This window comes from Bradyrhizobium sp. Ce-3, assembly GCF_022835695.1.
Taxonomy (GTDB): Bacteria; Pseudomonadota; Alphaproteobacteria; order Rhizobiales; family Xanthobacteraceae; genus Bradyrhizobium.
Genome location: NZ_BQUV01000001.1, coordinates 235,608 through 254,945, shown reverse-complemented (window position 1 = coordinate 254,945; position 19,338 = coordinate 235,608). Strand labels below are relative to the sequence as shown.

Sequence of the window (19,338 nt, the reverse complement as noted above, 5' to 3'; positions counted from 1 at the left end):
GCAATCGATCTGCCTTGAGCTTCGGTTCTGATTTGAATCAGAACCGAAGCTCCAGCTTGTCGTTTTGACGCGTTTTCTTCACGCGAACCGGCGTCCACTTCGCTCGAAAACGCTCTAGCGCAGCAGCTCGCGGGCAATCACCACGCGCTGGATCTGGTTGGTGCCTTCGAAAATCTGGGTCAGCTTGGCGTCGCGCATCATGCGTTCGACCGGGTAGTCCATGGTGTAGCCATAGCCGCCGAAGATCTGGACCGCGTCGGTCGTGACCTTCATCGCCATGTCGCTGCCGACGCATTTGGCCATGCTGGCGAGCACGTTGAGCCGCTTCCAGTCGCCGGCATCGCCGGCGCGGGCGCATTCATAGACCAGCGCACGGGCCGCCTCGATCTGCATCGCCATGTCGGCGAGCATGAACTGCACGCCCTGAAACTCAGCGATCGGCTGCTTGAACTGCTTGCGTTCCTTGGCGTAGGCGATGCAGGCATCGAGCGCGCCCTGCGCGAGGCCGACCGACTGGGCGCCGATGGTCGGGCGGTTGAGGTCGAGCGCGCGCATCGACGCGCGAAAGCCCTTGCCTTCCTCGCCGACGAGGTTTTCCGCCGGAACCCGGACATTGTCGAAGAAAATCGGCGTGTTGGGCGCGCCGCGAAAGCCCATCTTGCGCTCGTGGCGGCCGAACGAAATGCCCGGCATTGTCTTCGGCTCGACGATGAAGGCGCTGATGCCGTCGGCGCCGGCGCCGTCGCTGGTTCGCGCCATCACCACGATGTAATCAGCGACGACGCCGTAGCTGCACCACTGCTTGCGGCCGTTCAGGACATAGCTGTCGCCGTCCTTGCGGGCGCGGGTGTTGAGGGCGGCGACGTCGGAGCCAGCCTGCGGCTCGGAGATCGCGATCGCCGTGACCACGCCGCCTTCGGCGATGATCGGCAGGTACTTCTCGCGCTGCTCTTCCGAGCCGAAATGCAGCAGCGGCATGATGAACATGGTGTTGAGCGCGGCGATCGATGCGCAGGCCGGCGAGACCTTCGAGATTTCCTCGCGCGCGATGCAGGCCATGGTCAAATTGCCGTTCGGGCCGCCATAGCGCTCCGGCACCCAGAGCTGCATCAGGCCCATCTCGCCGAACAGCTTGACGAGCTCGAGCGGGAAACGGTCGGTCTCGTCGATTTCGGCCGCGATCGGCGCCACATGCCTGACCACCATCCTGCGGACGTTGTCGCGGAAGGCGACCTGCTCCTCGGAAAAACTCATGCGGGCTCCCCGTCTGTTTTCTTGGCCGGAGGCCCAAAAAAGGGGCTTCCATTGAATGGGTGATCCATTTAATAATTCACCGCATGAGCACCAAGTCAAGCCCTCGCGCGCCGCAGCGCTCCCGCACCGCCTTGCCGAACCGGCGGGAGCGGGCCACCGATCATCGCGCAGCCGGCTCCGCCGCCGCGCCGACATTCAAGCCGATCCACACCAGGCGGACGTTCGAGGAGATCTGCGAGCGGATCCGCGAGCAGCTGGCGCTCGGCGTGCTGAAGCCCGGCGACAAGCTGCCCGCCGAGCGCGAGCTCGCCCAGCAGCTCGGCGTCAGCCGCAACGTGCTTCGGGAAGCGCTGCGCAGCCTGGAGATGGCCGGCGTGCTGCGGCTGCAGAAGGGCGTCAAGGGCGGCGCCTTCATCCAGCAAGGCGACACCCGGCGCATGAACGAGGTCATGCGAGACATGCTGAGCCTCGGGACGATTTCGGTGCGCGAATTGTCGGAGGCGCGGGTCCACGTACTCGACCTCGTGGTGCAGCTTGCGTGCGCGAATGCACGGCGTGCCGATCTCGACGCACTGGAAGCCAATATCGAGCGCACCGAGCTTGCGACCAGGGAGGGCCGCCTGCTCGATCGGGTCGAGTGCTCGCGCGAATTCTACAAGCTGCTGGCGGCGTCGACCGGCAACAAGGTGATCGCGATGATCGTGGACTCCGTCACCGAGATCCACATGCGCTTCGTCTACGCCAAGGTCGCTTCCAGCGGGGTCGCGATGGCGCGGCTGACCGAGAAGCGGCGCCAGTTCCTGGCGGCGCTGAGCGAGCGAAACGTGGCGCTGGCGAGCCGGCTGCTGCGGTCGCACCTGGAATCCGTGCAGCGCATGCTGGAGCAGGATCCTGGCGCCATGTCGCTTCACGTCGCTCTGGCCGACGTGCAGCCGGGATTGCGCCGGTAGCAACCGGCCGCACCAACAAATCAACACCCGAACAGCAATAACAATGGAGGCAAACGTGTCCAACTACGCCAAATATGAGTGCCTGACGGTTGAGGTCGCGGACAAGGTCGCGACCGTGACCTTGAATCGCCCGCAGGCGCGCAATGCCATCAATCAGAAGCTGATCCGCGAGCTGCGCACGATCTGGGACGATCTTGCCGACGATCACGCCGTCAATGCCGTGGTGCTGACCGGCGCCGGCGACTTCTTCAGCGTCGGCGGCGACGTCAAGGCGATGTCCGAGCGGCCGGGCGGCGACGTGCTCGAGGAGGGCGAGGTGCACGACCCCATGATCAGCCGGCGCGGCGTGACCCGCCAGCTCGAGCTCGACAAGCCGATCATCGCGGCGATCAACGGCGACGCCATCGGCTTGGCTGCGACCCATGCGCTGCTCTGCGACATCACCGTGATGGCGGAAGATGCGCGGATCGGCGACACCCACGTCTCGCGCGTCGGCCTGGTCGCCGGCGACGGCGGCACCGTGATCTGGCCACTACTGATCGGCATCAACAAGGCCAAGGAATTCCTGATCCGCGGCACGCTGCTGAAGGGCGCCGAGGCGGAGCGGATCGGGCTGGTCAACCATGTCGCGCCGCGCGCCGAAGTGTTGGCCAAGGCCCGCGCAATCGCGATTGAGCTTGCGAACGGTCCGACCTGGGCCATTCGCTGGACCAAGCTGTCGATCAACCAGATCGTCAAGGAGCGCGTGAACATGCTGCTGGAGGCCTCGATGGCACTGGAGCAGGTGACGTTCGAGACCGCCGATCACAAGGAAGCGACGATGTCGTTCAAGGAGAAGCGCAAGCCAAGGTTCGGCCAGGCATAAGTCATGGCGGCGGAAGCGTCGAACGACGGTGTCAGGGGGATGCTGCGCGACTCCCTGCGTGGCTTCCTTGATGAGCATTGGCGTCCGCGCGGTGTGACGGCATCGTCCTCGCCGGACCAGATCTCGGGGATCTGGCGCAAGCTGGTCGGGCAAGGCGTCGCCGCACTCGGCGCGGAGGGCGGCGAGGGCGGACTTGCCGAGATTCTCGTCGTCATGGCGGAGCTTGGCCGCGCCGGATGTCCGGCGCCGATGTGGTCGGCGGCGCTTGCCAATCTTGCGGTCTCCGGATCGGAGGCCGATGCCGCGGAGGATCTCCTGGCGCGGCTGCATTCCGGGCAGGCGATCGTCGCCTTCTCGTTCGGCGGGCTGGATCCCGATGCCGGGACGGGCTCGATCGTGGTCACCGACCTCACGGCGAGCGGCGTGCTCCGCTTCGTCGAGGCAGCAGGAAGCGCGACGCATCTGCTGGTCGCTTGCGATCGGTCTCACCTTGCGCTGATTGATCTCGGCGATCCAGGTGTCGAATGTGTTGCCACCCGCGCGATGGGTGCCTGGGGACTTTATGAGGTCAGGCTGAGCGCAGCGCCGGTCACGCTCATTCCGGTAGGGACGGTCGATCTGGACCTTCTCCGGCTCAAGGGCAAGACGGCGCTGACCGCGCGCGCCCACGGCGCGGCCCGACGTGCGTTTGAGCTCGCCGTGGACTACGCCAAGGAACGGCATCAGTTCGGGCAGCCGATCGGCAAGTTCCAGGCGATCCAGCACAAGCTGGCAAATTGCCTGATCGCGCTCGAAGGCGTCAGGCTGATCCTCGAGCATGCCGCGACACTGCATGATGGCGGCGACGACGACTGGCGCTACTTTGCCGATTGCGCATCGGCGTTTTCCGGGGAGGTGCTGCGCCGGGTTTCGCTGGAGACCCAGCATACATTCGGTGCGATCGGCTATGCCGAGGAGCACGAGGCGCCGATCCATTTCAAGCGCGTACATCTGGATACGATTGCGCTCGGCGGTGCTGCGGAGGCCAGGCGCCGGCTGGCCGCACGGCTGCTGAATGCGGGCGGCGCCGGGTTGCCGCAATACGACCTCGGGCCCGCCGGCAATGCGCTGCGCGAGCAGGTTCGACGCTGGCTCGCGCAAAACTGGAGCGGCGCCACGAAGGCGGCGTTCGACCAGAGGCCGTTCGCCAAGCGCGAGTTCGATGCGCCCTTCGCCCGTGATATCGGCGCGACCGGGTGGATCGGCCTCGGCTGGCCAGAAGAGTTCGGCGGCCAGGCACGCTCTCCGCTTGAGCAGATCGCCTTCATGGAGACGATGGAGCAGGGCGAGGCGCCGCGAATCGGCGCTGCGATCCAGGCCAATGCGCTGATGATGTTCGGCACGCCGGAACAGCAGCGACAGTACCTTCCGGAGATCCTGCGCGGCGAAGCCATGCATGGCATGGGCTACAGCGAGCCGCAGGCGGGCTCGGATCTCGCGGCGCTGCGCACCAGCGCGATCAGGAACGGCGACCATTGGGTGATCAACGGCCAGAAGATCTGGACCACCACCTGGTGGGGCAAATACATGCTCCTCGCCGCGCGGACCGACAAGGACGCGAAGCCGCCGCATGCCGGCATCAGCATGTTCATTGTACCGATGGATGCGCCGGGCATCACGATACGTCCGTCAGCGACCATGTACGACGGCACGTTCGCCAACATCTTCTACGACAACGTCCGCATTCCCGGCGAGAACCTTGTCGGCGAGGTCAATGCCGGCTGGAAGGTGCTGACCGGCGCACTGGCCTTCGAGCGCGGGTTGGTCGGTGGCGGGATCGTCCTCAAGGTCGCGTACGCCTTCGAGCAACTGCGTGCGCATGTGATGACCAAGGAGGCCGATCGGTCCCTGGCCGACGACCCGATCGTCCGCGACAGGATGGCGACCCTGGCGTCCGAGATCGAGATCGGCCGTCTCTTGATGATGCACTGTGCCGAGCTCGCCGCCGACGGCGTGACACCGCCGGAGTATGGCGCGATCAGCAAGGTGTTCTCCGGCGAGCTGATGGAACGTTTCGGCGAGGCCGCGCTCGACATCCTCGGGATGCGCGCCGCGCTGTCCGAGCAGATGCCGGGCGCCATCGACAATGGCCGCTTCGAGCAGAACCTTCGGCATTCGCTGATGTGGGTGATCAGCATCGGGACCAACGAAATCCAGCGCAGCCTGATCGCGCAACGCGCGCTCGCGCTGCCGAGATAGGAGAGATCGGATGCAGAGGGATGGCGACGGGGCACCGCTCGCGGGCGTGCGCGTGCTCGATTTTTCCATCATGGTGGCCGGGCCCTATTGCGCGCGGCTGCTTGCCGACGTCGGCGCCGAGGTCATCAAGATCGAGCCGCCGGAAGGCGATGATATGCGGCTGCGGACGCCGCTGCGCGACGGCCACAGCACCTATTTCGGCCAGCTCAATGCCGGCAAGCGCAGCCTGGCGCTGGACCTGAAGAACGCCGATGCGATCAAGCTGGTGCATCGCATGGTCGCGGAGGCGGATATCATCGTCGAGAATTTCCGCCCTGGCGTGATGGACCGGCTCGGCCTTGGCTATGACGCGCTTCGCGAGATCAACCCACGCCTGATCTATTGCTCGATCTCGGGTTATGGCCAGACCGGCCCTGCTGCCGAGCGCGCGGCTTACGCCATGATCGTGCATGCCGAGAGCGGCTTTGATCAGTCCCTGGCGTGCTATGCCGGCGACCGCGAGCGTCCGGCCGCCGGGGCCATCTTCGTCGCCGACATTCTCGGCGGCATCTTCGGCTATTCCGCGATCCAGACCGCGATGGTCCAGCGTGAACGCACCGGGAAGGGCCAGCGCGTCGATGTCGCCTTGATGGATTGCATGCTGAACCTGCTGGTCTACGAGCTCCAGGAAGCGCAATTCCCGATCAGTGCGCCGCGGCCGACCTATGGGCCGGTGCGCACTCGCGATGGCGATATCCTGATTGCCCCGGTGACGCCGCGCAATTTTGCGGCGCTCTGCGAAGTCACGGGGCAGCAGGAACTGGTGAGCGATCCGCGCTTTTCAAGCATTCCGGCGCGCGGTGCCAATTGGACCGCCATGATGCAGGTGATCGAGAAGTGGACGGAGCGTCACACCGCTGCCGAATGCATCTCGGCGTTGGATCGCGCCGGCGTCCCATGCGCCGAATACCGGGCGCCGGGCGCGGCGCTGACCGATCCGCATCTGCGTCAACGGGGTGTATTCGGGACGGTTTCGGATGGTGCCGGTGACTTCGTCGGCGTCAGCGCGCCTTGGCAGATGTCTGGGGCCGATACGCCGATCGGCCGCCACGTGCCCGGTGTCGGCGCGCAGCGCGATGATGTGCTGTCGCGGATCCTGGGACTGTCGCCCGACGCCATCGCGGCGCTTGCTGCTGCGGGGACGTTTGGGAAGCCTGCGGCCTAAGTGGGGCTCAACGATCGGACGGTGCGTCCGGCGGCGGAGCCTTCGCGATCGCCAGCAGGCATTTCAGGAAATGCGCGCGGTCTTCCTTGCGTAGGGGGGCCAGCATGATGTTTTGCAGCTCGGCCGCAGCCGGGATGACCGCCAGCAGCGCCTCCTCGCCCTTGGAGGTGATCTGCACCTGAAGCGAGCGGCGGTCGTCCGGATTGTCTTTCTTTGAGACCAGCCGTCGCGCGACCATCCGCTTCAGCATTTCACTCAGCGTGTTGCGGTCGCAGCTGATCCGGTCCGCCAGCACGGAGGGGGTGAGGGGACCCAGCTGGTACAGCGCCATCAGCACGCCGAACTGCCGCGGCGTGATATCGCTCTGGCGCGTCATGCTTTGATAGAGGCCGTCGTAGCGCGCCTCCAGCAGCCGCAGCAGAAATCCGACGCCGCCTTCCAGTTGCCAGTCGCGGGCAATGCCTGCGGCCGAACCAGTCTTCGTTGCCTTGTCGACTGCCATGCCGTCGTTCGGTCCCAGCTGCGATTTTGCGAATTCGCCCTAGCCGTTAGCAGCTTGGCCTGACGCCCTCAACCCTGCGCTGAACCACCGTACAGGCTTGTTCCCGGGTCGATGCAATTGTGCTCGGCTCTTGTCAGCTTCTCGACTATATAGTACGTATACGTATTATATGCGATGCGAAAGACGTCGTGCAGGGAGGTTGAACTTGGACCTGCGTGAACTGCTATCGATTCCCTATCTGCTTGAGGCCGAGGCGGTTGAAACCGAGCCGGGGCAGTGGCGGGTTCGGCTTGCCTATCCCGAGCTGCCGGGATGCACGGCGGAAGCCGCCGTCGTCGAGGATGCTCTACGGGAGCTTGAGCGGCGTCGCATCGAACTGATCGTCGGCCTCGTGGAGGAGGGCAAGCAGCCTCCCGTTCCACGCAAGCCGCTCGCCGCATCCGATCCGCTCTGGACCGCTCAGGATGTCGGGCTCTCCGACCGCGTGGCCGCCCTGCTGGGTGGCGCGGCGGGTCCGGCCACCCGCAATTGAAGGAGGCAACGCATGCTCTCGCGCGAAGACAATGAACGCCTGGTGAGGGTCGGCAAGGGCACGCCGCTCGGCGATCTCTTCCGCCTGTATTGGATACCCTTCCTGCCGTCGGCGGATCTTGCCAGGGACGGACAGCCGAAGCGCGTCCGGCTGCTCGGCGAGGATCTGGTCGCCTTCCGTGACACCGAAGGCCGCATAGGATTGGTCGACCAGGCCTGCCCGCATCGCGGCGCGCCGCTGGTCTTCGCACGAAACGAGGATTGTGGGCTACGCTGCGTCTATCACGGCTGGAAATTCGACGTTACCGGCGCGGTGACGGACATGCCGGCGGAGCCGGTGCGCAGCCGCCTCAAGGAGCGGGTGCGGATCAAGGCCTATCCCTGCAAGGAGCGCAACGGGATGATCTGGACCTATATGGGTCCCGATCAGGCCGAGCTTCCGCCGCTGCCGAATCTCGAATGGAATCTGGTGCCGGCCGAGCAGGTGCACATCTCGGTCCGTGTCCAGGAGTGCAACTGGCTGCAGGCGGTCGAAGGCGAGATCGACTCGGCGCACGCGCCGCTGCTGCATGGCCGGCTCGACGCCCAGGGCACGACCAGCGCCTGGATCCAGAAACGCGACCTGCGGCCGACCTTCGAATGCATCAAGCAGGATTTCGGCATGAGCATCGCCGCGCGGCGCAACTACGATGCCAACATGCTGTACTGGCGGGTCAACCAGTTCATGCTGCCGTTCTATACGCTGGTGCCGCCGCTGTCGCCGTTCCCGGATCTGAGCGGGCATGCCTGGGTACCGATCGATGACGAGAACACGCTCTGCATCATGTTCTCCTATCATCCGTCGGAACCGTTGCTGGAGAAGACGCGGCAGGTGTTCGCCGAAGGCCACAAGGGCCGCGAGAGCGGCCATGCCAGCCGCCATGCGCTGGTCCAGCATCCGGTGACGGTTCCGTACGCCGGCTACTGGACCAAATACAATCCGCAGAACGGCTTTCAATTCGACTACGAGGCGCAGCGTACGACCTGGTTCTCGGGCCTGCCGGGGCTCTGGGTGCAGGACGGCGCCTGCCAGAGCGGCGTTTCGCCGATCTTCGATCGCACCAGGGAGACGCTCTGCTCGAGCGACACGGGCATTGCGATGACGCGGCGCTTCATCCTGGAAGCGCTCGGCGCCTATCGCGATCATGCGATCAGGCCGAAGGGCGTGTCGGATCCCGACGTATTCATGGTGCGCGCGGTGTCGCTGCGGCTGCCGCCGGAGGACTCCTGGGTCGACGTCGGTGCGCCGTTCATGCGGGCGAAGCTCGGCGCCGATTTCGGGTACGAGCTGTGAGCGCATCCTGCCATGGTTGACGTGACGCAGGACGTGCTGGTCAAGCGCATCGGCTACGAGGCCGAGCGCATCAATTCCTACGAGCTGGTGGCGCGGACAGGCGGCGAACTGGCGCCGTTCACGGCCGGCAGCCATATCGACCTGCAGCTGCCGAACGGCATGATCCGCAGCTACTCGCTGGTGAACGATCAGCGCGAGCGCCACCGCTATGTGATCGCGGTCAACAAGGATGCCGAGAGCCGGGGCGGCTCCAGCTTCGTCCATGACAGCGTCAGGGTGGGGGACATCATGACGATCTCCCGGCCGCGCAACAACTTCGCACTTCACGAAGAGGCCGATCACTCGGTGCTGATCGCCGGAGGCATCGGCATCACGCCGCTGCTGTCAATGATCCGGCGCCTGGAAGCGATCGGACGCTGCTGGGAGCTGTTCTACGCCGCAAGGACGCGCGCCGCAGCCGCATTTCTCGACGAGCTCGACACACTCGAACGTGGTTCCAGGATTCATCTCGATTTCGACGATGAGCGGTCGGGGCGTCTGTTCGACCTGCCGGCAATTGTCGGAAACGCGTCGGCCCACACACATCTCTATTGCTGCGGTCCGGTGCCCATGCTGACAGCCTTCGAGGCGGCGACGGCCGATCGGCCGGCCGATCACGTGCATGTCGAATACTTTCAGGCGCGGGAAACGCCCGCCACGGAGGGCGGCTTCGACGTCAAGCTCGCGCGAAGCAATCGCACGATTGCGGTCGAGCGCGGCAAGACCATCCTCGATGCATTGCTCGATGCCGGCATCACCGCGAACTACGCCTGCACTGAGGGGGTCTGCGGCACCTGCGAGACGCGAGTGATCGAGGGCACGCCCGACCATCGCGACCAGTTTCTGAGCAAGGAAGAGCAGGCGGCGAACAAGAGCGTCATGATCTGTTGCTCGGGCGCCAAGTCCCGCACGCTCGTGCTCGATCTCTGAATTGTCGCTCCACCGACCAGCTATTGACGACGACGGCCCGCGAACCTGGATCAACCCTCTCAAGACGTACGGATGCCTCACATGCTGGATCAGCTTGAAGCCGACTTCCCCGAGCACACGCCTCGTCCGGCCGGCGCGCCAAGGGCGCTCGACGGAATCCGGGTGATCGATTTTTCGCATTTCATCGCGGGACCGTTCGCGACCATGATCCTCGCCGACATGGGCGCCGAGGTGATCAAGATCGAAGCGCCGGGCCGCGGCGACGATTTGCGCCGCTATCCCCCGGTGCATCCCGAGCTCAGGCACGGCGCGCCGTTCCTGTGGACCAACCGCAACAAGCGCAGCGTTGCGCTCGACCTCAAATCCCCCGAGGGCCTGAAGGTCGCGCGCGAGCTGATTGCGACGGCCGACGTCGTGGTAGAGAATTTCTCGGCCGATGTGATGGCTCGGCTCGGGCTGGACTATGACAGCTGCCGCAAGATCAAGCCCGAGATCATCTATTGCGCGGTGTCGGCCTATGGCCGCGACGGCGCGTTTTCGGACCGCCTCGGCTTCGATCCGATCGCCCAGGTCGAGAGCGGCTTCGTCTCGATGAACGGCTATGCCGATCGCGAGGGCGTGCGGGCCTTGTCGCCGGTGATGGACATCAGCACCGCGATGATGGCCGGCAATGCGATCCTAGGTGCGTTGTTCGCGCGCGAGCGCAGCGGGCAGGGTCAGGCCATCGAGGTCTCGTTGTTCGAGAATGCCGTCCTGATGACCGGCTACGCCACCACGCAGTCGCTCTTCAACAATGCCGATCCCAGGCGAAGCGGCAATACCAGTCCGGACACCTGTCCGTCGGGGGTGTTCCTGGCCAGCGATTGCTCCTTCTATATCAATTGCGGCAACGACAAGATCTTCCAGCGCTTGATGGCGCAGGTGCTCGAGCGCGAGGACCTGGCCGCAGCCGAGATCTACGCGACGGGTCCTGACCGGATCCGCCGGCGCGAGGAGTTGTTCGCGATCCTCGGCGATGCCTTTGCCCGGCAGCCCTGGTCGCACTGGCAGTCGCGGATGCGGGCGGCCGGCGTGCCCTGCGGCCGGCTGCGCAGCGTCGGTGAGGCGATCCGTTCGCCCGAGGCGCGGGAGCGCGGAATTGTCACCCGGATCCCGCATGAGACGGTCGGATGGGTGCCGAATGTGAGCCTGCCGATCCGCTATTCGCGGACACCGATCGTTGACCCCGTTGCGGCGCCGGCGGTCGGGCAGCACACCGAACATGTGCTGCGTGAGCTGCTCAGCTACGACGATGCCGAGATCGCGCGCCTTGCCGCCGGCGGAGCCTTCGGCAGCCAGCCCGCGCGACAGGAAACCAAGCCATGATGACGCGCGCGCGCGACGAGCGGACGCTGCGCGGCCGGGTGGCCGTGATCGGGATCGGTGAAACCGAATATTATCGCCACGGCGCTTCACCCGATCCGGAATTCAAGCTGGCGCTGAGGGCCATTCTGGCGGCATGCGAGGATGCTGGGCTCGATCCCCGCGAGATCGACGGTTTCTCATCCTACAGCGACGATCGCAGCGAGGCGTCACGCCTCGCTGCGGCACTTGGGACGCATCGATTGCGCTCGGCCACGATGCAATGGGGGGGCGGCGGCGGCGGGTGCTGCGCTGCGGTTGCCAATGCGGCCGCCTCGATCGTCGCGGGCCTGGCCGATTGCATCGTCGTGTTCCGCTCGCTGGCGCAGGGCCAGTATGGCCGTTTCGGGCAGGCGGCCGGCATCCACACCGTTTCGGGCGAACGATCCTATCTGATGCCTTACGGCGTGCTGGCGCCGCCGCAGCGATTTGCGATGCGGGTCCAGCGCTACATGCATGAGCATGGCGTTCGGCAGGAAGCGTTGCGTGCGATTGCACTCGCGTCCTATCACCATGCCCAGGCCAACCCGCGCGCCGTGATGCAAGGCAGGCCGCTCGACGTTGAGAAATACGATGCCTCGCGCTGGATCGTGGAGCCGTTCCATCTCTACGATTGCTGCATGGAAAATGACGGCGCGGCGGCCTTGGTGCTGGTATCGGCGGAGCGCGCAGGCGAATTCCGGCAGAAGCCGGCCTATCTGCTCGGGGCGGCGTTCGGATCGGGACATCGTGCGGCGGCGACGGCGCACAACGCGCCGCTCTACGCCACGGCAAGCTTCGACACCGTCGCTCCCGATCTCTACCGCATGGCCCGGCTAGGGCCGTCCGATATCGGTGTGGTTCAGGCATATGAGAATTTCACGGGCGGCGTCGTGATGGCGCTGGCGGAGCACGGCTTCTTCAAGCCGGAGGAGGCCAATGACGTCCTGACATTCGAGAACCTGATCGCGCCGTCCGGGCGACTGCCGCTCAACACCAGCGGCGGCAATCTTGCGGAGTGCTACATGCACGGATTTGAGCTCGTTCTGGAGGCCGTCCGTCAGGTTCGTGGGACGTCGACGAGCCAGGTTCGACGAAACGATGTGGCGTTGGTCATCGGTGGCCCGATGGTGACGCCGGCCAGCAACCTCATTCTGGGTTCGGAGGCCACGCTATGAGCGGATCTGCAGGCGCGCACTATCTTCCTGTCGGGCTGCCCATTCCAGTCAGTGAGCCGGATGGTCTCTCGGCACCATACTGGGAGGGCTTACGCCAAGGCCGACTATTGGTGCAACGCTGTGACGGCTGCGGTACCTGGCAGTTCGGGCCGGAATGGATATGCCATCATTGTCACGCCTTTGATCCAGCGTGGACTGAGGTCGAGCCAACCGGTCGCATTTTCAGTTGGGAGCGCGTGTGGCATGCCTCGCACGCCGTGCTGAAGCGGCACGGGCCTTACGTGGCTCTGCTTGTCGAGTTGCCGCACGCCGGCAGCGTACGCATGGTCGGCAATCTCCTGGGCGATCCCCAGCAGGCCGTCGCGATCGGAGAAGAGGTTGAAGGGGTTTTCGAACATCATCTGGAGTCCGATCCAGCCTTCTCATTGCTGCAGTGGCGGCGAAAATGAGGGCCCGGCGCCTGAGCTAGGTGCGCCTTCTCCGGTTGCCTCTGCATAAATAGGTACCGAAATCGCCGCCGTCGCGTGCGGCTCGAATTTTTCCGTGAATTGCCGCGGGCATACCGTCGGTATCGATCTGTCTGATTTGAAGAGTTGTCCTTGTACGTCAACGACAAAACGACATTCTCTATTGATCGAGTGGGAGTAGGGCGTCGCCGCTTCATCTCGATCTGACATTCGGGCCATCTATGCCGGCAGAAGACCGGCGGCGCGATAGTTGTCGATCATCGAGTCGTAGAGCGAAATATCGGAGCGGCCTCTGGCGACGAGCTGCGCGCCGGCGACGGCGGCGAAGATGGCGCGGGCCCGCTGCTCGCTCTTTCTCGAACTGACCAGGCTAGCCGCCACCAACAGCTTGCTCAGCCACGCCACGTTGACGTCGGCAAAGGTCTGGACTTCCTTCTTCACCGCGTCCGGCAGGTGGTCGACTTCCGCGGACATGAAGCTGCACAGGCACATGCGATTGTTGCTCTCGAGCGCCTTGCGAAACACCTCGGGATATCGACGCAGGCAGCGCACCGGATCGGCCGTTTCTGCCAGCATCGCCTCGAGTTGGGCGGCGGTGTCCTCCCAGTAGCGTCGCGCGACGGCGACGCCGAGGTCGGCCTTGCTCGGGAAATGGTGATAGATGCTGGCGGCCTTGATCCCGACCTCGTCCGCGAGATCGCGGAAATTCAAGCCGGCATAGCCGCGCGCCTGCGCGGTCCGCTTTGCTGCCGCCAGGATGGCCTCCCGAGCGCTTGAACTCATTTCGTCGCCTCACTGCTTCGTTATCTACCAAGTGATAGGTAGGGCTTGACCAGCCCGATTGGAAGTCCTCATATCGACCCTACCAAGTGACAGGTAGGCAAAATGGGAATCATGATGAAGATTTACGATTGGCCAACTGGCCCATATCCGGCGCGCGTTCGCATCGCCCTGGCCGAGAAGGGCCTGCGGTCGCAAGTGGAGTTCGTATTGGTCGATCTCTACAAGGGCGAGCACAAGAAGCCCGAATTCCTCGCCAAGAATTACTCCGGCACGCTGCCGGTACTCGAACTCGACGACGGGACCTTCATCGGCGAGTGCACGGCGATCACCGAGTACCTTGACGCGCTCGATGGCGCGCCGACGCTGACCGGCAGGACGCCGCGCGAAAAGGGCGTGATCCACATGATGAGCAAGCGGGCCGAACTGGAACTGCTCGATGCCATCAGTATCTATTTCCACCACGGCACGCCGGGTCTCGGGCCTCATGTCGAGATCTATCAGAACCCCGAATGGGGATTCCGTCAGCGCGACAAGGCCCTCAGGGGGATGCACTACTTCGACGGCATTCTGAGAGGACAGCCGTTCGTCGCCGGCGACGCATTCACGATGGCCGATATCACCGTCATAGGCGGCTTGATCTTCGCGGGACTTGTGAACGTGCCGGTGCCGCCGGAGTGCGAGGCTCTCTTGGCATGGTATGCAGCGATGCAGGAGCGTCCGAGCGTCAAGAACCGGATCACGATGTCCGAGCCGATCGGGGCATCCTGATCGAGATCGTAGCTTGCGAACACCGCTCTCGCGAGACTTGCGCGAGAGCGGATCGCCAAGATCGCAAGCGTAGCCCGGATGAGCCAACGGGTCGCGCGAACGCGCGCCCGATGACAGGCTCCGCGATATCCGGGGGTTCTCCGATCGGCGCTCCGCATCTTGTCCCGCATGTCGTTCCGCTCATGCGGGCTACTGGTCTCTCATGATGCCGGTCAAGACCGTCGGCGTGATGGGCGACGGCGGTACCTGCGAATACGTCGTCGGCCTCCGCGCCGTGACCTCGACCGACGGCATGAACGCGGATTTCTACCAGTTCGACGTGAAGTTCCTGGGCGAGACCGCGGCGCGCATCATCAACGAGGCGAAGGGCGTGAACCGCGTGGTGTCCGACGTGACCAGCAAGCCGCCGGGGATGGTTGAGTGGGAGTAGGGCGACGAAGTGCCCGCGGCACCGAGAGCATTGCTCGTAGGGTGGATCAGCGAAGCGTAATCCACACACAACGCGTGACCTACGTGAACCTGAACATGCTCGCGTCGAGTTGTCCCGGTGCCACGCCGATCAGCCAGGCCGCATCGCCGGCGGCGTCGGTGATGATAGTGGTGTTGATGCCGGGCGAGTAAAACTCCGCCGCCTGCAAATCGGCAAACGAATGCAGCGATGTGCCTTGGAAGTTCACGAAGTCATTGACGCCACCTGCGTTGAAGTCCTGGATCACCATCACCTCCGGGGTGGGGCCGCCGATCCTGAATGTGTCCGAGCCGCCGCCACCCCAGGCGTAATCGACGCCGCCGCCGCCGCTGATGACGTCTGCTCCGCTGCCCATCAGGAACACGTCGACGCCGCTGCCGCCGGTGACGGTATCGCCGCCATTGGAGCCGTAGATGTAGTTCTGCCCTGAACCGCCCTGAATGAAATCGCCGTCGGTCTCGCCGGAGGAAATGAAGATGTTGAGGCCGGAACCGCCGAACATGCTGTCAACGCCGGCGCCGCCGTAGAAGTAATTCGTTCCCTGGCCTCCGTTAAGGCTGTCTCCAGCGTCGCCACCGAACATGACGTTGACATCGGAGCTTGTCGCTCCCTCGGATCCTACGAGAAGGTCCGAGCCGTCGCCGCCAAACAGATAGTTGAAGCCGGAGCCTCCGAAGAGGATGTCGTTTCCGGCTTCGCCGAGCAGCACGTCGGCGCCATCGCCGCCGAACAGCACATCATTGCCCGTCCCCGCATAGAGATAGTCGTTGCCATTGTCACCGCTGATCGTGTCGTTACCGTCTTCGCCGAGCAGCACGTCGTTGCCATTGCCGCCGGACAGCACGTCGCTGCCGCGGCCCGCATAGATTTCGTCGTTGCCATCGCCTCCATAGCCTACATCGTCGCCGGCGAAGCCGACGAGAACGTCGTTACCGGAAAGGCCGTTCAGGGTGTCGTTGGCGGCGCCGCCGTAGATCAGGTCGTTGCCGGCGGTTCCGTCAGCAAGGATCGGCAGGTCGCTGACGTTCAGCGTCACATCCGCAAATTGCAGATGCTCGACGTTGGTCAGCGTATCGACATAGCTGCCCAACACCAGGACCTGGCTGCCGAAATCGTCGATCGTGTAGCTGCTCCGGTTGCCGGAGAACACGACGGTGTCATCCCCGTCGCCGCCGTCGATGGTATCGTGACCGGCACCGCTGGCGATGGTGTCGTTGCCGGCGCCGGCATTGATCACATCGGCGCCGCTACCGCTGTCGATAGTATCGTCGCCCGCGCCGCCCCAGAAATGGTCGGATTCGGCCGAGCCGGTGATGCTGTCGGCACCTGCGAGGATGCCCGCGAAGAAGTGTCCGGGCTGGTATCCAAGAGTGATGTCCGTGATGCTTTCGAGTACCGCGGTGCCGTCGGCCGCGACATGATCGACCGACGTCAGCGTCGTCCAGGTCGGGTCGCTTGAAATCGTCAGGCCGGTTCCGTTGAGATACGTGAACGTGCCGTCGGCATTGCTGAAAATCAGCCGGATCGAGGTGGAGTTGACCGGGTCGATTGTACCGAGCGCGTCGGCTCCCCAGGATGAATCTGTTGTTCCGAGAAAGGCAGTCCAAATCGCCATCATCAGCCCCGCGCACCACGTTCAATCTAAAGGTGTGGTTACCGGGTCAAAACAACGCGATCAAGCCCAATGTTGTCATCAATTCTGCCTGGCACACGGCAAATGACACCCCGCTCGCGCTCCTTGAGACAGCGAAACGGGCAGCCATATGTGGCCCCTCAACACGAGCCAAGATCGGGGCTTCGAAAGCTGGCCAATCGCGCGCTCCAGTCTGTCGGAAAGACCTGCGGCCGCTCGACCTCGCGGGCCGCGAGCTATGTGAGCCTGAACATGCTCGCGTCGAGCTGTCCCGGTGCAACCCCGATCAGCCAGGCGGCGTTGCCGGCGGCGTCGGTGATGATCGTGGTGTTGATGCCGGGCGAGTAGAACTCCGCGGCCTGCACGTCGGCGAACGAGTGCAGCGATGTGCCGGCGAAGTTCACGACGTCGTTGACGCCGCCGGCGTTGAAGTCCTGGATCACCATGACCTCGGACGTCGTGTCGCTGATCATGAACGTGTCGGAGCCGCCGCCACCCCAGGCATAGTCGACCCCGCCGCCGCCGCTGATGACGTCGGCGCCGCTCCCCATCAGGAACACGTCGACGCCGCTGCCGCCCGTGACGGTGTCGCCGCCATTGGAGCCGTAGATGTAGTTCTGGCCCGAGCCGCCATAGATATAATTGCCGTCGGTCTCGCCGGAGGAGATGAAGATGTTGAGACCGGAGCCGCCGAACATGGTGTCGACGCCGGCGCCGCCGTAGAAGTAATTCGTGCCCAGGCCGCCGTAGAGCGCATCGCCGCCGTTGCCGCCGAACATCACGTTGACGTCGGAGCTTGAGGTGCCGCCCGATCCGACCAGAACGTCGTTGCCGTCACCGCCGAACAGATAGTTGAAGCCGGCGCCGCCATAGATGCTGTCGTTGCCGGCCTCGCCGAGCAGCACGTCGAGGCCATTGCCGCCGAACAGCACGTCATTGCCGGCGCCCGCATAGAAATAGTCGTTGCCGTCGCCGCCATATCCGACATCGTCGCCGCCGAGGCCGACCAGGACGTCGTTGCCGGCAAGGCCGCTCAGCGTATCGTTGCCGCCGCCGCCATAGATCAGATCGTTGCCGGCGGTTCCGGTGCTGTTGATCGGGACGTCGCTGGCGTTCAGTGTCATGTCGGCGAATTGCAGATGCTCGACATTGGTCAGCGTAACGACATAGGTGCCCGACACCAGGATCTGGCCGCCGGAATTGGTGATCGTGTAGCTGCTCCGGTTGCCGGAGAACACCGCGGTATCGTCGCCGGCGCCGCCGTCGATCGTGTCGTTGCCGGTGTTGCCGGCGATGGTGTCGTTGCCGCCGCCGCCGCTGATCGAGTCCGCACCAACGCTGCCGTTGATGAGATCGGCCTGGCTCGATCCGATCGCTGTTGAGGTAATGCCGTAATAACTGACGTTGATCGTGATGCTGTCGACGCCCGCGGTCCATGAGCTGAAGGACACGCCCGACAGGTCGGTCTGGCTGCTGTTGATGACGATCTTGTCGATGCCGGCGCTGCCGACGATGGTCGGAGCCGCCGTGACCAGCGTGTTGCCAAGGAAGGTGATGGTGGAGTTGCCGCTCAGGAACACCAGCCGCTCGATGTTCCTCATAGCTCCGTCGGCAAAGGTCCGATTCGCCGATTCGAGTTCGACCGTATCGTTGCCGGCGCCACCGTCGAGGTCTCCGGCGGTGCTGGTGGCGTTATAGATGAAGGTGTCGTCGCCGGCGCCGCCCTGGACGTTGCCGGCGCCGTTCAGGGTCATGGTGTCGTTCTGACTGGTTCCGACCAGCGAACCAAAATTGCCGTTGTTGGTGATGAAGTTGATCGTATCGACGCCCGCGGTCCACGACGTGAAGGTCAGATGCGAGAAATCGCTGTAGGCATTCTTGAAAGTGACGGTGTCGGCCTGCGCGCTGCCGATGAAGGTATTGATCTCTTGGGTGCCGGCGTGCACCGGTTGCCCGGAGTCGAAGGTGGCGCTTGAGACGCCGCTGTCGAACTTGACGGTGCTGATTCCGGTAAACGTTCCGGTGCTGAAGTCGACGCTTCCGGCATTCTCGAGATCGATGATGCCCGACCCGGCATCGCCGATCCCTTCGCCCGCCGCAAAGTCACCGGCATTGAGTATGAAGACGTCGTTGCCGCCGCCGCCGTTCAGATTATCGGCACCGGCGCCGCCGGTGATGGTGTCGTCGCCCGTGTGGCCCCAGATGTTATCGGCCCCGGACGAGCCGACGATGCTGTCGTTACCTGCGAGGATGCCGGTGAAGAAATGTCCGGCCTGGTATCCGAGCGTGATGTTGGTGATGCTTTCGAGCACCGTGGTGCCGTCGGCCGCGACATGATCGACCTCAGTCAGTGTCGTCCACGTCGGGTCGTTCGAAACCGTCAGGCCGGTTCCGATCAGATACGTCAGCGTGCCGTCGCCGTTGTTGAAAATCAGCCGGGTCGAGGTGGAGTGCACCGAGTCGATGCTGCCGAGGCCGTCGAATGCCCAGGACGCGTTCGCAGTCCCGGAAAAGGCTGTCCAGGTCGCCATAATATGCCCCCGCAGTATGTCAAAGTTCGAAAAAGTCGAGATTCGTCAAGAATATAACTCAGTGTGTCAAATTGTCGCGAGCGTGTCCAGTGGCAACATTGGATATCCCAGGGACGTGGTGAATGACGCTTGGGGCTAGGTGGGCGCGGCGGCATAGCGCGTGGAGTGAAGGGGAGTTCCGTGGAGTAGTATCGGGTAGCAGAGAACACTCGAGCGAATCCTAGGCCATCGATAGCCGTCGATAGATTCTAGGCGACCAGCAGATTTGCCGCTCGGTCGGGTG

17 protein-coding genes are annotated in these 19,338 nt (G+C 64.2%); 12 read left to right on the top strand and 5 right to left on the bottom strand.

Going from position 1 to position 19,338, the window contains the following annotated elements; translation table 11 throughout:
- Nucleotides 1-114: 114 nt before the first annotated feature.
- Nucleotides 115-1,254 carry an acyl-CoA dehydrogenase family protein gene (locus BRSPCE3_RS01350; RefSeq protein WP_244063698.1) on the bottom strand — a complete coding sequence of 380 codons (1,140 nt, stop codon included), beginning with the start codon at nt 1,252-1,254 and terminating at the stop codon, nt 115-117.
- 83 nt (nt 1,255-1,337) lie between these two features.
- Here BRSPCE3_RS01350 and BRSPCE3_RS01345 point away from each other — a divergent pair, with 83 nt between their 5' ends.
- The 4 genes from BRSPCE3_RS01345 to BRSPCE3_RS01330 are packed head-to-tail and all read left to right on the top strand — an operon-like array spanning nt 1,338 to nt 6,511.
- Nucleotides 1,338-2,204 carry a FadR/GntR family transcriptional regulator gene (locus BRSPCE3_RS01345; protein WP_244063696.1) on the top strand — a complete coding sequence of 289 codons (867 nt, stop codon included), beginning with the start codon at nt 1,338-1,340 and terminating at the stop codon, nt 2,202-2,204.
- Nucleotides 2,205-2,259: 55 nt separating this feature from the next.
- A complete protein-coding gene (locus tag BRSPCE3_RS01340; protein ID WP_244063694.1) occupies nt 2,260-3,069 on the top strand; it encodes an enoyl-CoA hydratase/isomerase family protein in 810 nt (269 codons plus the stop codon).
- A 3-nt stretch (nt 3,070-3,072) separates the two neighbouring features.
- Nucleotides 3,073-5,307 carry an acyl-CoA dehydrogenase family protein gene (locus tag BRSPCE3_RS01335; protein WP_244063693.1) on the top strand — a complete coding sequence of 745 codons (2,235 nt, stop codon included), beginning with the start codon at nt 3,073-3,075 and terminating at the stop codon, nt 5,305-5,307.
- A gap of 10 nt (nt 5,308-5,317) precedes the next feature.
- Nucleotides 5,318-6,511: a CaiB/BaiF CoA-transferase family protein gene (locus BRSPCE3_RS01330; protein WP_244063690.1), complete on the top strand. Its 1,194-nt coding sequence runs from the start codon at nt 5,318-5,320 to the stop codon at nt 6,509-6,511.
- Between the two features lie 7 nt (nt 6,512-6,518).
- Here BRSPCE3_RS01330 and BRSPCE3_RS01325 read toward each other — a convergent pair whose 3' ends face one another.
- Nucleotides 6,519-7,013 carry a MarR family winged helix-turn-helix transcriptional regulator gene (locus BRSPCE3_RS01325; RefSeq protein WP_244063688.1) on the bottom strand — a complete coding sequence of 165 codons (495 nt, stop codon included), beginning with the start codon at nt 7,011-7,013 and terminating at the stop codon, nt 6,519-6,521.
- Between the two features lie 205 nt (nt 7,014-7,218).
- On the opposite strand from BRSPCE3_RS01325, the gene BRSPCE3_RS01320 reads away from it, so the two are divergent.
- The 6 genes from BRSPCE3_RS01320 to BRSPCE3_RS01295 all read left to right on the top strand — a co-directional run bounded on the left by BRSPCE3_RS01320 (nt 7,219) and on the right by BRSPCE3_RS01295 (nt 12,853).
- A complete protein-coding gene (locus BRSPCE3_RS01320) occupies nt 7,219-7,545 on the top strand; it encodes a hypothetical protein (RefSeq protein WP_244063686.1) in 327 nt (108 codons plus the stop codon).
- A 12-nt stretch (nt 7,546-7,557) separates the two neighbouring features.
- Nucleotides 7,558-8,877, top strand: a complete 1,320-nt coding sequence (locus tag BRSPCE3_RS01315; protein ID WP_244063684.1) for a Rieske 2Fe-2S domain-containing protein — start codon at nt 7,558-7,560, stop codon at nt 8,875-8,877.
- 12 nt (nt 8,878-8,889) lie between these two features.
- Complete coding sequence (locus tag BRSPCE3_RS01310; protein WP_244063683.1) at nt 8,890-9,846, top strand: PDR/VanB family oxidoreductase; 957 nt, start codon at nt 8,890-8,892, stop codon at nt 9,844-9,846.
- A gap of 81 nt (nt 9,847-9,927) precedes the next feature.
- Nucleotides 9,928-11,211, top strand: coding sequence for a CaiB/BaiF CoA-transferase family protein (locus BRSPCE3_RS01305; RefSeq protein WP_244063681.1), 1,284 nt, complete (start codon nt 9,928-9,930; stop codon nt 11,209-11,211).
- Nucleotides 11,208-12,404: an acetyl-CoA acetyltransferase gene (locus BRSPCE3_RS01300; protein ID WP_244063679.1), complete on the top strand. Its 1,197-nt coding sequence runs from the start codon at nt 11,208-11,210 to the stop codon at nt 12,402-12,404. The genes BRSPCE3_RS01305 and BRSPCE3_RS01300 overlap by 4 nt, the downstream gene beginning before the upstream one ends.
- Nucleotides 12,401-12,853, top strand: a complete 453-nt coding sequence (locus tag BRSPCE3_RS01295; RefSeq protein WP_244063677.1) for a Zn-ribbon domain-containing OB-fold protein — start codon at nt 12,401-12,403, stop codon at nt 12,851-12,853. The genes BRSPCE3_RS01300 and BRSPCE3_RS01295 overlap by 4 nt, the downstream gene beginning before the upstream one ends.
- A 237-nt stretch (nt 12,854-13,090) precedes the next feature.
- Here BRSPCE3_RS01295 and BRSPCE3_RS01290 read toward each other — a convergent pair whose 3' ends face one another.
- Complete coding sequence (locus BRSPCE3_RS01290) at nt 13,091-13,654, bottom strand: TetR/AcrR family transcriptional regulator (protein WP_244063676.1); 564 nt, start codon at nt 13,652-13,654, stop codon at nt 13,091-13,093.
- A 114-nt stretch (nt 13,655-13,768) separates the two neighbouring features.
- On the opposite strand from BRSPCE3_RS01290, the gene BRSPCE3_RS01285 reads away from it, so the two are divergent.
- Nucleotides 13,769-14,422 (top strand): glutathione S-transferase, encoded by a 654-nt coding sequence (locus tag BRSPCE3_RS01285; RefSeq protein WP_244063674.1) that lies wholly within the window; start codon nt 13,769-13,771, stop codon nt 14,420-14,422.
- Nucleotides 14,423-14,549: 127 nt separating this feature from the next.
- Nucleotides 14,550-14,852, top strand: coding sequence for a hypothetical protein (locus BRSPCE3_RS01280; RefSeq protein ID WP_375709862.1), 303 nt, complete (start codon nt 14,550-14,552; stop codon nt 14,850-14,852).
- 79 nt (nt 14,853-14,931) lie between these two features.
- Here BRSPCE3_RS01280 and BRSPCE3_RS01275 read toward each other — a convergent pair whose 3' ends face one another.
- On the bottom strand, nt 14,932-16,506 hold the full coding sequence (locus tag BRSPCE3_RS01275; RefSeq protein ID WP_244063672.1) for a calcium-binding protein: 1,575 nt from the start codon (nt 16,504-16,506) through the stop codon (nt 14,932-14,934).
- A 254-nt stretch (nt 16,507-16,760) separates the two neighbouring features.
- The gene (locus tag BRSPCE3_RS01270) at nt 16,761-19,055 is read right to left on the bottom strand and encodes a calcium-binding protein (protein ID WP_244063670.1); all 2,295 of its coding nucleotides are present in this window, start codon (nt 19,053-19,055) and stop codon (nt 16,761-16,763) included.
- Between the last annotated feature and the right edge of the window lie 283 nt (nt 19,056-19,338).

Coding starts and splice junctions, on each gene's coding strand:
- BRSPCE3_RS01325 (WP_244063688.1), bottom strand. CDS start 7,013: ATGGCAGTCGACAAGGCAACGAAGACTGGTTCGGCCGCAGGCATTGCC.
- BRSPCE3_RS01330 (WP_244063690.1), top strand. CDS start 5,318: ATGCAGAGGGATGGCGACGGGGCACCGCTCGCGGGCGTGCGCGTGCTC.
- BRSPCE3_RS01290 (WP_244063676.1), bottom strand. CDS start 13,654: ATGAGTTCAAGCGCTCGGGAGGCCATCCTGGCGGCAGCAAAGCGGACC.
- BRSPCE3_RS01305 (WP_244063681.1), top strand. CDS start 9,928: ATGCTGGATCAGCTTGAAGCCGACTTCCCCGAGCACACGCCTCGTCCG.
- BRSPCE3_RS01285 (WP_244063674.1), top strand. CDS start 13,769: ATGAAGATTTACGATTGGCCAACTGGCCCATATCCGGCGCGCGTTCGC.
- BRSPCE3_RS01310 (WP_244063683.1), top strand. CDS start 8,890: ATGGTTGACGTGACGCAGGACGTGCTGGTCAAGCGCATCGGCTACGAG.
- BRSPCE3_RS01335 (WP_244063693.1), top strand. CDS start 3,073: ATGGCGGCGGAAGCGTCGAACGACGGTGTCAGGGGGATGCTGCGCGAC.
- BRSPCE3_RS01315 (WP_244063684.1), top strand. CDS start 7,558: ATGCTCTCGCGCGAAGACAATGAACGCCTGGTGAGGGTCGGCAAGGGC.
- BRSPCE3_RS01350 (WP_244063698.1), bottom strand. CDS start 1,254: ATGAGTTTTTCCGAGGAGCAGGTCGCCTTCCGCGACAACGTCCGCAGG.
- BRSPCE3_RS01345 (WP_244063696.1), top strand. CDS start 1,338: ATGAGCACCAAGTCAAGCCCTCGCGCGCCGCAGCGCTCCCGCACCGCC.
- BRSPCE3_RS01295 (WP_244063677.1), top strand. CDS start 12,401: ATGAGCGGATCTGCAGGCGCGCACTATCTTCCTGTCGGGCTGCCCATT.
- BRSPCE3_RS01275 (WP_244063672.1), bottom strand. CDS start 16,506: ATGGCGATTTGGACTGCCTTTCTCGGAACAACAGATTCATCCTGGGGA.
- BRSPCE3_RS01300 (WP_244063679.1), top strand. CDS start 11,208: ATGATGACGCGCGCGCGCGACGAGCGGACGCTGCGCGGCCGGGTGGCC.
- BRSPCE3_RS01270 (WP_244063670.1), bottom strand. CDS start 19,055: ATGGCGACCTGGACAGCCTTTTCCGGGACTGCGAACGCGTCCTGGGCA.